The sequence below is a fragment of the Streptomyces cacaoi genome (genome assembly GCF_006539165.1).
GTDB lineage: Bacteria > Actinomycetota > Actinomycetes > Streptomycetales > Streptomycetaceae > Streptomyces > Streptomyces cacaoi.
In genome coordinates, this window is record NZ_BJMM01000053.1 from 1 (window position 1) to 13,575 (window position 13,575).

Genomic DNA, 13,575 nt, shown 5'->3' on the forward strand with positions numbered 1-13,575 from the left:
GGGGGGGGGGGGGAGGAGGGGACGGCGGGCGGCGGGGAAGCGGGCGGCCCGGTGTGCGGAGGGGGCCGGGCCGCCCGCTGGACGGTACGGATGTGGAGGGGCGCCGGCAGCGACACCGTCGAGCGGGCGCCCGCAGGAAGGATGCGCGGACTCCGGTCGTCTACGCGCGCCACCCGTCACGATCCGTCATCCGTAAGCTGGAGATGATGGAATCCGTCGGAACGAGCGCACTCAGCGAACTGGATCTGCGGCTGCTGCACGCGCTCCAGATCCACCCCCGCGCACCCTGGACCGTCGTCGGCGAGGCGCTCGGTGTCAGCGCGCCCACCGTCGCCCGCCGCTGGGCCCGCCTCCACGAGGCCGGGCACGCCTGGGTCACCGCCTACCATCCGCAGCTCCACCAGGGCACCCACGACCCCGTGAGCGCCTACGTCGCCGCCGAGTGCGCCCCCGGCACGGCGGCCGAGGCCGCACACGCCCTCGCCCGGCACCCCGAGGTGCTCTCCGTCGAACTGACCGCGGGCGCCTGCGACCTGTTCATCACCGTCGGAGCCCGCGACCGGGCCGCCCTCGCCGACTACCTCCTCGGCCCCCTCGGCCAGGTGCCCGGGCTCCGCCGCCTCACCACCTCGTGGGTGACCCGGCTGTGGCTCGAAGGCAGCCGCTGGCGACTGCGCACCCTCGACCGCACCGAGGCCCGCACCCTGCGCGACGCCGCCGACACCGCCCTCCCCCGGCCCCGCCCCGCGCCGTCCGGGGAGCGCGACCCCGTCGACGCGCGCATGATCGCGCTGCTCGCCGAGGACGGCCGCACCTCCTACGCACGGCTCGCCGACGCCTGCGGGGTCACCGAGGCCACCGCCCGGCGCCGGCTCGCCGCACTGCTGCGCGCCGGACGCCTCGCGCTGCGCTGCGACGTCTCCTGGGAAGCCGCCGGATGGCCCGTCACCGCCACCCTGTGGGCCCGTGTGCCCGGCGACCGGCTGGAGGAGACCGCCCGTGCGCTCACCACACTGCCGCAGGCACGGCTCGTCGCCAGCTGCGTCGGAGAGGCCGACCTCGTCCTCGGGCTGTGGCTGCCCGCGCCGTCCGAGGTGCACCGGGTGGCGGCGCAGCTCGCCCGGCGGTTTCCCGGGGTCGAGGTCGTGCGGTGGCTGACCGGGCTGCGGTCCGTCAAGCGGATCGGGAGGCTGCTCGACTCCGAGGGGAGGGCCGCGGGATGGATCCCGCGCGCAGACTGATCCGCCCCCGCGGGGGTCGGCCTTCTTCGCCCCATGGACGATGTGCGGCTTCGCGCCGGTGTCGTGGCCTCCGCGTCGTCTGCCGTGTTTTCCGCCGCGGCGGGAGATCGCTCGCGCTCGTCCTCAAACGCCGGACGGGCTCTTTTTTGCCCCCGTTTCCCGCCCCGGCGGGGAATCGCTCGCGCTCGTCCTCAAACTCCCCCAGCCTCCGGCCGGGAGGGGCCCCCAGACGGGCTCTTTTTGCCCCGGCGGCGGGGAGTCGCTCGTCCTCGAACTCCCCCGGCCTCCGGCCGGTAGGGGCCCCGGACAAGGTCGCCGGGTGCAGCCTGTCCGGCGTTTGAGGGCGAGCGCCCTGGCGCGATGCCTGAACGGTCAGGCCGGCGAACGCGAGGCGTCAACGAGCCCGCACATAAATGTCCGCTCCGTCGATGCGGGCGGCCCGCTCGTACCCCCGCTCCAGGGCCCCGCGCAGCGACGGCACCCGCCATGCCCCGTACGGCTTCCCCCGCGCATCGTCGACGATCAACTGCGGTGGCCGCCGCCGCAGCTCCCACCGGAAGTAGGGCCAGGCGCCGTCCATCGCGTACCGCTCCCCCACCCGCGCGGGGCCGCGCCCGCCGCTGAAGTTGGTGAGGAACCCGGCCGTGAGGTACCGCGAGGCGGGGGCCCGTTGGGAGAGCCAGTAGCCCTCCGGGTGCATGCCCCACAGCAGGACGCGGTCGTCGGGGTCGGTGTAGGCGCGGACGGTGTCGGCGACGCGGTGCGCGTGGTCGAGTTCGGTGCGATCGGCGGTGAACCCCCAGCCGACGAAGCAGCAGGAGATCAGCGCCGTCAGCGCCATCGACGTCATCGCCGTCCGCGGGTGGATCTCGCGCAGCGCGGCGGCGCCCAGGAGGGCCAGCGGGGGCACGACCTGGAGGAAGTAGTGCCCGAAGAACTGGAGGCCGACGGTGGAGGCGCCGAGCGAGGCGGCGAGCCAGGCCCACAGGTCGGCGGTGTGCCGCAGCCGGCGCCGCCGGGGACCGGTCACCGCGACGAGCCCGGCGACGAGCGGGAGCGCGGCGAGGGCGAGCAGTCCGAGTCCGCCCGCGGCACGCAGCAGGGGGCGCAGCCCGGACCCGTCGGCGGAGAGGTAGGCGCCGGAGCCGGTGGCGATCCAGTACAGGAACCGCCCGGGCTGGAAGGCGAGCGCGAGCGCGAGCACCGGCAGCGCCGCGGCGGCGCCGAGCCGGAGCAGGGCGCGCGGGCCGGCCCGGTGCTGCCACAGGATCACCAGTACGGGCAGCAGGACGGCGCCGCCGGTCTGTTTGCACAGGGCGGCGCCCGCGATCGCCAGCCCGGCCCAGGCCCAGCGGGAGCGTTCGGCGCACCAGATCGCCGCGACCGTCCACGGCAGCATGAAGACCTCGAACGTCGCCGCCTGGGTGTCCTCGGGGTCGAGGCCCACGGTCAGCAGGACGTAGGCGGCGCCTGCGGCCCAGGCGGTGCGCTCTCCCCAGCGCCGGTGGGCGATGGACGCGGCGAACCCGGCGCCGACGACGACGGCGACGATCGCGGCGATCCGCACCGGCCACAGCGACCCGTCCCCGAACAGTCCGAACGCGCCCCGGTACAGCCACGGCACGAGGGGCGGCTTGCGGTCGACGACGGTGTCGTAGAGCACGCCGCCGTCGGCGAGTTGCCGCGCCTGGGTGGCCAGGAAGCCCTCGTCGGGGTTCCACAGGGTCCGCGCGAAGGACGGCGCACGGGTCAGCAGGGTGAGCACGACGAGCGTGGGGAACAGCCGCGGCCAGAACGCGGGGATCCGGCGGCCCGGCGGCTGGGCGGGCGGAGCGGGGGCCGCGGGCGCCCTGGGGGGCGAGGCGGCACGGGCCGGTCGTGCGCCCGGTGCGTATCGCTCGACGGAGGGCTGCGGCATGGCCCCAACCTATCGAGCCCCCGCGGCCCCCTCCCGCCGGGCCGTGACGAACCGGCCGCGCCCCGGGCACCCGCGCCCACCAGGACCGGTTGCGCCCGAGCCGTCCGCGTCCACCCCGACCGGCCGCACCCCGGACCGCCCGCGTCCACCCGGACCGGCCGCGCCCCGGCAACCGGTGTCGTGGCGTCGCCGCCGGGTGGATGCCGGACCGTGCCGTGGCCGCGCGGTCCGCCGCTTGCTAGCCTCCAGGAGGCCGTGCGCGAGACCGAGGAGGTGGTACCCGTGAACAACACGACGTGGGTGCTCTCCTTCGGGGTCACGGTCGGGCGATAGGCGGCAGGGGTCGTCCGGGAGCGCCGTTCCGCGCACTCCCGAAAGGCACGACCATGCGGTTCACTTCACTACAGCGCCTCGACGACGGCGTCGTCGAGCGCGCGTTCACCCTCGGCGGGATCCCCGGCATCGTCTGGACGCCCGCGTCCACGTCCGCGTCCGCACCGGCACCGCTGATCCTTCTCGGCCACCCCACGCTGGGGCTGCACACGATGTATCCCCGGCTGGCGGCGCGCGCCCGGCAGGCCACGGCGGACGGCTTCGCCACCGCCACCATCGAGCTGCCCGGGTGCGGCGACCGGCCCCGGTGGCCCGCCGTCGAGCGGGCCCGCGCCGAGCTGCGCCGGGCGCTGCGGGCCGGCGAACCGGTCACCGACGAGATCGCCGACGCGCTCGTGTCGCCGCTCGTCGACCGGTCCGTACCGGAGTGGCGAGCCGCCCTGGACGCCCTTCTGGCGCTGCCCGGGATCGGCGGCCCGGTCGGGTACTCGGGGGGAGTGATCTCCCTCGGGATCCGGCTGGCGCTGGCCGAGCCGCGCATCTCCGCCGCGGTGCTGTTCGCGGGGAGCCTCGTCCCGCGCGCCGTGTTCGAGGAGGCCCGGCGGGTCACCGTCCCGCTGCACGTCCTGTTGCAGTGGGACGACGAGGGCAACGACCGGCAGGCGGCCCTGGATCTGTTCGACGCCTTCGGCTCCCGGGAGAAGACGCTGCACGCCACCACGGGCGGGCACACCGGCGTCCCGGGTTCGCGGCGGACTCCGCCGCCCGGTTCTTCGTCCGCCACCTGCGTTAGGTCGCCTCCTCGTCCGCGGTCCGGCCGCGGATCGAGGAGCGGGCCGTTCGTGCAGCGGGCGGCACCCGCGACGGCAGCGGGCCCGCCTCCGTCCCTCCAGGAGAGGGGGGAGACGGGCCCGGTGCGGAGCCCGACCGGGGTCAGTCTCGGGCGATTTCGGCGCGTTCGGCGTCGTAGCGGCCGTCCAGCTTGGCGACGAGGCCGGTGACCTGGCGGGCGATGTCCGGTGCCGTCAGGCCGATCTCGGACATGACCTCGCCGCGGGAGCCGTGGTCGAGGAACCGCTCGGGGATGCCGAAGTCGCGCAGCGGCACGTCGACGCCGGCGTCGCGCAGCGCCTGGGCGACGGCCGAACCGACGCCGCCCGCACGGCTGTTGTCCTCGACGGTGACGACGACGCGGTGCTCGTCGGCGAGCGGCGGGAGCGACTCGTCGACGGGCTTGACCCAGCGCGGGTCGACGACGGTGGCCGAGATCCCCTGCTTGTCGAGCAGGGTCGCGATCTCCAGGCACATGGGCGCGAGCCCGCCGACGGAGACGATGAGGACGTCGGGCCGCGGCTGCCCGGCGCCGGGCTCGGCCAGCACGTCCATGCCGCCGATGCGGCGGACAGCGGGCACGGAGGGGCCGACGGCGCCCTTGGAGTAGCGGACGACGGTGGGGGCGTCGTCCACCTCGACGGCCTCACGCAGCTGCTGGCGTACCTGTTCGGCGTCGCGGGGCGCGGCCAGCCGCAGTCCGGGCACGCACTGGAGGATCGACATGTCCCACATGCCGTTGTGCGAGGGCCCGTCGGAGCCGGTGACGCCGGCCCGGTCCAGCACGAAGGTGACGCCGCACCGGTGCAGGGCGACGTCCATCAGCAGCTGGTCGAAGGCGCGGTTGAGGAAGGTGGCGTAGACGGCGAAGACGGGGTGCAGGCCGCCGGTGGCGAGGCCGGCTGCGGAGACCGCGCCGTGCTGCTCGGCGATGCCGACGTCGTAGACGCGCTCGGGGAACTCCTGGGCGAAGGCGTGGAGTCCGACGGGGCGCATCATCGCCGCGGTGATGGCGACGATGTCCTCCCGCTCGCGGCCGAGCTTGACCATCTCCTCGCCGAAGACCGAAGTCCAGTCGGCGCCGGAGGACTTGACGGGCAGCCCGGTGTCGGGGTGGATGACGGGGACGGCGTGGAACTGGTCGGCCTCGTCCTGCCGGGCGGGCTGGTAGCCGCGGCCCTTCTCGGTGAGGCAGTGGACGAGGACGGGGCCGCCGAACCGTTTGGCCCGCTGGAGCGCCGATTCGACGGCCGCGATGTCGTGCCCGTCGATGGGGCCGACGTACTTCAGGCCGAGGTCTTCGAACATGCCCTGCGGGGCGATGAAGTCCTTCAGGCCCTTCTTCGCGCCGTGCAGCGTCTCGTAGAGCGGCTTGCCGACGACGGGGGTGCGGTTGAGCATCTCCTTGCCGCGGGCCAGGAAGCGCTCGTAGCCGTCGGTGGTGCGCAGGGTGGCGAGGTGGTTGGCGAGCCCGCCGATGGTCGGCTCGTAGGAGCGCTCGTTGTCGTTGACCACGATGACGAGCGGACGGTCCTTGGCCGCGGCGATGTTGTTGAGCGCTTCCCAGGCCATTCCGCCGGTGAGCGCCCCGTCGCCGATGACGGCGACGACGTGGTCGTCACCGCCGCGCACCTCGTTGGCCTTCGCCAGGCCGTCGGCCCAGCCGAGCACCGTGGAGGCGTGCGAGTTCTCGATGATGTCGTGCGCCGATTCGGCGCGCGAGGGGTAGCCGGACATGCCGCCCTTGGCGCGCAGCTTGGAGAAGTCCTGGCGGCCGGTGAGCAGCTTGTGCACATAGGACTGGTGCCCGGTGTCGAAGAGCACCTTGTCCTTCGGGGAGTCGAAGACCCGGTGCAGGGCGATGGTCAGCTCGACCACGCCGAGGTTCGGGCCCAGGTGTCCGCCGGTCTTGGAGACCGCGTCGACCAGGAAGCTGCGGATCTCCCCGGCGAGCGCCTCCAGCTGCTCGGGGGTGAGCCGGTCCAGATCGCGTGGTCCCCTGATGCGGGTCAGCAACGCCACCCGTACCTCCTTGCTTCGAGCGTGCTCGCGCGTATCGAGCCGTGTGATCGAGCATGTGATCGTGCTGTGCCGATTCCGTCGAGTCTAATGTTCCGCCCGCGAGGTCGGTCATCGGCCGGTGCCATCTCGGTCACACGAACAGGCTCTTGCCCCGTGCGTGGACCCGTGTATGCACGGGCGGGGGCACGTGTGCCCGCGGCCGTACGCCGCACACGTGCCCCCGCTTCCGGAAAGTGACCTGTTTCTCACCCTCGCCGTCGTCCCGGCCGTCGTCCCTGCCGTCGTCCCGGCCGTCGTCCCGGCCGGTGGACGGCACCGGCGCCGGCCGCGCTGTCAGGCGCGTCCGGCGGTCTTCTGGGTCCTGCGGGAGACGGAGTCGATCACGACGGCGGCGAGCAGCACCGCGCCGGTGATCATGTCCCGGACGGCGGAGCCGGTGCCGAGCAGGGCCATGCCGGAGTTGATCGACTGGATGACGAGCGCGCCCAGCAGCGCCGACCAGGTCTTTCCGCGCCCGCCGAAGAGGCTGGTGCCGCCGATCACGGCCGCGGCGATGCAGTTCATCAGGAGGCTGCCGGCCCCGGAGGACTGGTTGGCCGCGTTGATCTGCGAGGCGAGGAACAGCCCGCCGATGGCCGCCATGGTCCCGGCGATGGAGTAGACCGAGATCCGGATCAGCGAGACGTTGATGCCCGCACGGGACGCGGCCTCGCTGCTGCCGCCGACGGCGAAGACCTTGCGGCCGTAGCCGGTGCGGCGCAGCACGAAGTCGCCCACGACCACGAAGCCGACGAAGATCACCACGGCCAGCGGCAGCCCCTTGTAGGAGTTGAAGACGAAGGCGGCGGCGTACGCGGGCACGGCCAGGACCACGGTGCGCAGCACGATCTCGCTGAGCGGGCGGCTGGGCACGTCGGCGGCCTTGCGGCGGCGGGCGTCCAGCAGCGAGAAGCCGAGGAAGGCCAGGACGCAGACGGTGGCCAGGCCCATGGCGGCGGCCTTGTCGGCGAAGTAGTGGTTGGTCAGCTGGGCGACGACGCCGTCGTCGTCCAGGTTGATCGTTCCGCTCGCGCCGAGGATCTGGAGCATCAGACCGTTCCAGCCGAGCAGGCCCGCCAGGGTGACGACGAACGCGGGTACGCCGATCCGGGCGAAGAAGAATCCGTGCACGGCCCCTGCCGCCATCCCGGTGAGGACGGCCAGGATCAGGGCGAGCACCTCGTTCATGCCCTGGTTGACGCTGAGCACGGCGAAGACGGCCGCCGACATGCCGCTGACCGAGCCGACGGACAGGTCGATCTCGCCGAGGATCAGCACGAAGACGATGCCGACGGCGATCAGTCCGGTGCCGGCGCTCTGCACGAACAGGTCGTTGAGGTTGTTCGCGCTGAGGAAGGCGGAGTCCTGGAGCTGGAAGACCAGCGCGATGACGATCAGCCCGACGATCACGGGCACGGAGCCCAGCTCGCCGGTGCGCAGCCGCCGCCCGAGGTCGGTGAGGTAGCCCTTGAAGCCCTCCTGGCGCACCAGGAGGCGCGGGTCGACGGTGGCGGTGGCGGCGCCGGAAGCGGCCGTTCCGGCATCCGTGCGCGGCTCCTCGTGCTGGGTCTCGCGGGGCTCGGCGGGGGTGCCGGTGCTCACTGGTTCACCTCCGTGGTGCGGGCCTCGCGCCGGGTGACGACGTTGTCGGTCGCGCCGGTGATGGCCGAGACGATCTCTTCCTGGGTGGTGTCGGCGACCGTGAAGGTGCCGTTGTTGCGCCCCAGCCGCAGGACGGCGACCCGGTCGCTGACCTCGCGGACCTCGGCCATGTTGTGGCTGATGAGGATCACGCCGAGGCCCCGCTCGCGCAGCCGCTCGACCAGGTCGAGGACCTGTGCCGTCTGCTCGACGCCGAGCGCCGCCGTCGGCTCGTCGAGGACGACGACCTTGGGCTCCCCCAGCAGCGAGCGGGCGATGGCCACGGTCTGCCGCTGCCCGCCGGAGAGCGAGGCGACGGGTATCCGGACGCTGGGTATGCGGATGGAGAGCGTGGAGAGCAGTTCGCGGGCGCGGCGCTCCATCTCGACCTCGTCGAGCACACCGCGCTTGAACAGCTCGCCGCCGAGGAAGAGGTTGCCGACGACGTCGAGGTTGTCGCACAGCGCGAGGTCCTGGTAGACGGTCGCGATGCCCAGCTCCTGGGCGTCGTGCGGCCGTGCGACGCGGACCGGGCGGCCCTCCCACTCGATGGTCCCCTCGTCCGCCGGGGAGACCCCGGCGATGGTCTTGACGAGGGTGGACTTGCCGGCGCCGTTGTCGCCGACCAGGGCGACGACCTCACCGGGGTGGATCTCCAACTCGACGTCCGTGAGCGCCTGTACGGCTCCGAACCGCTTGGAGACTCCGCGCAACGCCAGCACGGGCGTAGCGGACACGTGAATCAACTCCTTCGCCGCCTGACCGCGGGTGCCGGCGGGTGAGCGTGCCGACGCCCCCGCCGTGGCGGGGTGGAAGGCGGGGGCGCCGGAGACAGGGGGGGGGGATCCGGAAGGCGCCGCGCGCCGCTCCGGCCGCCGGGGCCGGTGCCGGGAACGCGCGGCGGCCGTCCGCTACTTGATGTCCGCCTTCGCGCAGGCGCTCTCGAACTTGGCGGTGCAGATCTCCTTGGCGGTGAAGAACCCGGGCTGCCCGACGTACTTCTTGACGCCGTCCTTGGTCAGCGGCAGCGGCTTGACGATGATCGTCGGCACGTCCTTCTCGGACTCGCTGTCCGTCTTGGAGGTGGCGATGTCGTCGAGCTCGTCCCCCTTGGCCAGGGCCACGGCGAACTTGGCGGCGGCCTCGGTCTCGGGCACATAGGGCTTGTAGACGCTCATGAACTGCTCGCCCGTCAGGATGCGCTGGACGCCGTTGAGTTCGGCGTCCTGGCCGGTCACCGGGGGCATGTTGTCCTTGGTGAACCCGGCGCCCTTGAGCGCGGTGATCACACCGCCCGCCATGCCGTCGTTGGCCGAGTAGACGCCGACGACGTTCTTCTTGCCGAGCGCCGAGAGCGCGCCCTTCATGTTCTCGTTGGCGTTCTCCGGCTTCCACTCCTTGGTGTCGTACTCCTTGCCGATCTTCACCTTGCCGTCGAGTACGGAGTGGGCGCCGTCCTTGTACATCTTGGCGTTCGGGTCGGTGATCGAGCCGTTCATCATGACGATCTTGCCGTCGTCGGCCTTGTCGCCCAGCTCCTTGAGCAGCGAGCTGGCCTGGATCTTGCCGACGGTGGGGTTGTCCACCGACGTGTACGCCTTGATGGGGCCCTCGGCGAGCCGGTCGTAGGCGACGACGGGGATGCCCGCGCCGTCGGCCTTCTTGACCGAGCTGGCGATGGACTTGGCGTCCACCGCGTCCAGGATCAGCGCGTCGACCTTCTTGGCGATCATCGTGTCGACCTGCTGCTGCTGGAGGGTGGCGTCCTGCTTGGCGTTGGAGTAGAGGATCTTGGTGTCCTTGCCGGCCAGCTCCTTGATCTTCTTCTCCATCAGCGGCCGGTCGAAGCGTTCGTACCGGGCCGTCTGGTTCTCGGGGAGCAGGAGCCCGATGGTCAGCGGACCCTTCTTGTCCTTCTTCCCGGCGTCGTCGCCGGCCTGGTCCGCGCTGCCGCAGCCGGCGGTGGCGAGGGCGAGCGAGAGAGTGACCGTGCCGAACACGAGGCCGCGCACTGCTGCGTGCATTGGGGTTACCTCCCTGACGGGGCCGCGGCGTCGCGGCCGAGGTAGCCGGAAGTCAACTCGTCGCCGTTCGTACGGTCAATAAGTAAATCCTTAACGAGATGGCAACGATGCCATTCATTACGGCAGTGAAGGCACTTGTCGTATGTACCCCGTGAACGGACGCCACCGGGCGGGGAGTTGGGACGGACCGGGCGCGGGCGCGCTCCCCCGGAGGCGCCCGCCGGTCCCGGGCCGGCGGCCGGACGTCAGGCCGCCGCGCCCGCCGCCCCGGCCGCGTCCAGCAGGGTCGCCTCGCCCATCTCGCTCAGCACCAGCGCGAGCGCTCCCAACACCTCGGCCCGGCTGCCGAGTTCGCCCGGCAGCACCGTCAACTGGCGTGCCGCGCTGGGGATCGCGTACCGCGCGACCGAGTCGCGTACCGGGTCGAGGACCAGATCGCCGGCCTCGGCGAGATCCCCGCCGAGCACCACCCGGGAGGGGTTGAGCAGATTGCACAGGCTGGCGACGCCGCTGCCGATGTGCCGTCCGACATCCGCGATCACCCGCCGGCAGCCCGGATCGCCCTCCTGCGCGAGCCGCACCATGCGCTCCATCGTCAGCCCGGCGCCGTGCGTGGGGGTGAGCAGCGGCAGGACGTAGCGGGCCGCGGTGAACGTCTCCAGGCAGCCGCGGTTGCCGCAGCGGCAGACAGGCCCGGACTCGTCCAGCGTGATGTGCCCGATCTCGCCCGCCGTGCCGCCCGGGCCGCGGTACACCTGCCCGCTGATCACCAGCCCGGCGCCGACACCGCTGGCCACCTTGATGTAGGCGAGGTCCTCGGCGCCGTGGCCCGCGCCCCACACCTGCTCGCCGAGCGCCCCCAGGTTGGCGTCGTTGTCGACGTAGACCGGGACGCCCAGCCGGGCGGCGAGGTCGTCGCGCGGGTTGGTGCCGGCCCAGCCCGGCAGGATCGCGGTGGAGCCGAGCACCCCGGTGCCGATGTCGATGGGTCCCGGCACGCCCAGGCCGACGCCGATGACCTTGGCGCGCCCGCTGCCGGCGGAGGCGGTTCCGACGAGTCGGCGGACCATGGCCTCGGCGCGGTCCAGCCCCTCGGCGGAGGAGGCGTCCACGTCGATCGGCTCGGCGTCCTCGCTGAGCACCTTGTGCGCCAGGTTGCCGATGGCGACGCGCAGATGGGAGTGGCCGAAGTCGACGCCGACGACGAGTCCGGCGTCCGCGCTGAGCGAGACGGCGCGGGCCCGCCGGCCGCCCGAGGAGGTGGGGGTGACCTCGACGGTCCCGGCCTCCTTCAGCTCGCGCACGATGTTGGAGACGGTCGCGGCGGACAGCCCCGTCGTACGGGCGATCTCCGCCTGGGTGAGGGAGCCGGCCATGCGCACGGCACGGACGACGCGTTCGAGGTTCGCCCGGTGAAGCGAGGACTGCGATCCCGGAGTCTCCACCACTGTTTCTCTCCCCGCTTGTCTCCAACAATTGAACTCTAAGCAGAGCCCCAGCGGTTCACCGCGTCAAGTCCTTGAGCACGGGTGGGCGCGGTGGGCGCTCATATGTGACGCGATTCTACGGAGTGTGAGCGCACGGGAACCCCACGGGGTCCGGTGGAACCGGGCACCGTGAGGCCCCTGCGGCGCCGGTGTTCAGCGAGGACGACGCAGCGCGCACAACCGGGCGCGGAGCGCGGTCACTTCACCGAGCCGGCCGTCAGACCGGAGACCACATGCCGTTCGATGAAGGCGAACAGGATGATCACCGGGACGATCGCCACCACGGAGGCGGCGAAGAGGTAGTTCCACTGCACCGTGTAGTTGCCGATGAAGTTGTTGATGCCGACCGTCAGCGGCTGCTTGGCGGGCTCGGTGGAGAGCGTCAGCCCCATCACGAACTCGTTCCACGAGGTGATGAAGGTGAAGATCACCGCGGTCACCACCCCGGGCAGCGCCAGCGGCAGCGTCACCTTGACCATCGCGCCGAGCCTGCTGGTGCCGTCCACCATGGCGGCCTCCTCCAGCTCGGCGGGGATCGAGCCGATGTACGCGCTCAGGATCCAGACCGCGAACGCCAGGTTGAACGCGGCGTTGCACAGGATCAGCGTCCAGACGGAGTTGAGCATGTCCAGCTGGTAGAACTCGCGGTAGAGCCCGACCAGCAGCGCCGTCGGCTGGAACATCTGCGTGACGAGCACCAGCAGCAGGAACCACTTGCGCCCCCGGAAGCGCACCCGCGCCGTGTAGTAGGCGGCGGGCAGCGAGACGAGCAGCACCAGCAGCGTGGCACCGGCCGAGACCAGCAGCGTGACCTGGAGATTGTCCCCGAGCGAGGACTCCTTCCAGACGTTGACCAGGTTCGACCACTGCCAGCTGTCCGGCAGATAGCTGCGGTCGCGCAGTTCGTCGGCCGGCCGCAGCGCGGTGACGATCATCTCCAGGTACGGCGCGATGAAGACGGCCGCCAGCAGCCAGGCGAAGGCGGCGATCAGCAGCGTGCGCGGCCTCAGCCGGCGCTGCTTCGGCCGGGGCGGCGGTGCCGGGGCCCCGGTCTGCGCGGGCGCGGTCGTCGCGGCCATCAGTCCTCCTCGTTCCACCGGCTGACCTTCAGGAAGATCAGCACGAGCACGACGACCATCGCGAAGTTCACCACCGACATCGCCGCGGACTCGGCGATGTCGGTCTCCTTGAGCTTGTACATGAACACCGTGGTCGTGGCGGTGTCGCTGCCCGGACCGCCCTGCGTCATGGCCCAGATGACGGGGAAGGAGTTGAAGACGTTGATGAGGTTGATCACCACGCCGACGAGGAAGGCCGGACGCAGCAGCGGCAGCGTGATGCCGCGGTAGGTCTGCCAGCCGCTCGCGCCGTCGATGCGCGCGGCCTCGTACACGTCCTTCGGGACGGTCTGGAGCCCGGCGAGCAGTGTGTAGGTGGTGAACGGCAGCGAGACGAAGACGGCGACGAACATCATCCAGGGCCAGGCGGTGCCCGGCGAGCCCAGCCAGTCCCGGGACTTGTCGATCAGCCCCAGATCGAGCAGCACGGTGTTGAGGACGCCCGCCGTCTGGTTGAGCATCCACTTGAAGCCGGTGGCCGTCATCAGCACGGACGCCGCCCACGGCGCGATCAGCGCCCAGCGGGTGATCCGGCGCCCGGGGAAGCGCTGGTTGAACAGCTGGGCCAGGCCCAGCGAGAGCAGCATGGTGACGGCGACGACCACCACCGTCCACAGCACGGTCCAGACGAGGACGTGCCCGAAGTCGGTCTCGTCGAACAGTTTTCTGTACTTGTCGGTGCCCGCCGACCCGCGGATGATCCCCGCGATGCTGATGTTCAGGAACGAGGTCCGCACCAGCTCGACGATCGGGTAGACGACGACGGCGAGGATCAGCAGCAGGACGGGGGCGATCCACGGAAGCGGGCCGAGGCGGGCCAGACCGCCGCCCCGCGGGCGGCGGACCGGCCGGCTCGAACGCCCGCCACGCGCCCGGGACCCGGCGGTCTCCGGGTCCGGGGACGGCGGAGCCTTCAGTGAC

General features: G+C 72.2%; 9 protein-coding genes and 1 pseudogene. 2 read left to right on the top strand and 8 right to left on the bottom strand.

The features are described from left to right. Nucleotides 1-206 precede the first annotated feature (206 nt). Nucleotides 207-1,241 (top strand): Lrp/AsnC family transcriptional regulator, encoded by a 1,035-nt coding sequence (locus SCA03_RS29915; protein ID WP_158102362.1) that lies wholly within the window; start codon nucleotides 207-209, stop codon nucleotides 1,239-1,241. 394 nt (nucleotides 1,242-1,635) lie between these two features. Here SCA03_RS29915 and SCA03_RS29920 read toward each other — a convergent pair whose 3' ends face one another. Next, nucleotides 1,636-3,159 (bottom strand): glycosyltransferase family 39 protein, encoded by a 1,524-nt coding sequence (locus SCA03_RS29920; protein ID WP_141275761.1) that lies wholly within the window; start codon nucleotides 3,157-3,159, stop codon nucleotides 1,636-1,638. A gap of 386 nt (nucleotides 3,160-3,545) precedes the next feature. On the opposite strand from SCA03_RS29920, the pseudogene SCA03_RS29925 reads away from it, so the two are divergent. Next, nucleotides 3,546-4,285 (top strand): annotated as a pseudogene (locus tag SCA03_RS29925) (dienelactone hydrolase family protein). Between the two features lie 140 nt (nucleotides 4,286-4,425). Here SCA03_RS29925 and dxs read toward each other — a convergent pair. The 7 genes from dxs to SCA03_RS29960 form a co-directional block, all read right to left on the bottom strand. Next, nucleotides 4,426-6,345 carry a 1-deoxy-D-xylulose-5-phosphate synthase gene (gene dxs / locus SCA03_RS29930; protein WP_086815453.1) on the bottom strand — a complete coding sequence of 640 codons (1,920 nt, stop codon included), beginning with the start codon at nucleotides 6,343-6,345 and terminating at the stop codon, nucleotides 4,426-4,428. Between the two features lie 333 nt (nucleotides 6,346-6,678). Beyond that, the gene (locus SCA03_RS29935; RefSeq protein ID WP_051846870.1) at nucleotides 6,679-7,986 is read right to left on the bottom strand and encodes a sugar ABC transporter permease; all 1,308 of its coding nucleotides are present in this window, start codon (nucleotides 7,984-7,986) and stop codon (nucleotides 6,679-6,681) included. Beyond that, entirely contained in the window at nucleotides 7,983-8,771 is a 789-nt protein-coding gene (locus SCA03_RS29940) for an ATP-binding cassette domain-containing protein (protein WP_170223861.1), read from the bottom strand. Before SCA03_RS29940 ends, SCA03_RS29935 begins: the two co-directional genes overlap by 4 nt. Nucleotides 8,772-8,936: 165 nt before the next feature. Further along, nucleotides 8,937-10,049, bottom strand: a complete 1,113-nt coding sequence (locus tag SCA03_RS29945; protein ID WP_030879232.1) for a substrate-binding domain-containing protein — start codon at nucleotides 10,047-10,049, stop codon at nucleotides 8,937-8,939. Between the two features lie 245 nt (nucleotides 10,050-10,294). Then, nucleotides 10,295-11,494 (bottom strand): ROK family transcriptional regulator, encoded by a 1,200-nt coding sequence (locus tag SCA03_RS29950; protein WP_030893747.1) that lies wholly within the window; start codon nucleotides 11,492-11,494, stop codon nucleotides 10,295-10,297. A gap of 239 nt (nucleotides 11,495-11,733) precedes the next feature. Next, a complete protein-coding gene (locus tag SCA03_RS29955) occupies nucleotides 11,734-12,615 on the bottom strand; it encodes a carbohydrate ABC transporter permease (RefSeq protein ID WP_030879239.1) in 882 nt (293 codons plus the stop codon). Beyond that, the gene (locus SCA03_RS29960; protein ID WP_086817833.1) at nucleotides 12,615-13,571 is read right to left on the bottom strand and encodes a carbohydrate ABC transporter permease; all 957 of its coding nucleotides are present in this window, start codon (nucleotides 13,569-13,571) and stop codon (nucleotides 12,615-12,617) included. Before SCA03_RS29960 ends, SCA03_RS29955 begins: the two co-directional genes overlap by 1 nt. Nucleotides 13,572-13,575: the final 4 nt, after the last annotated feature.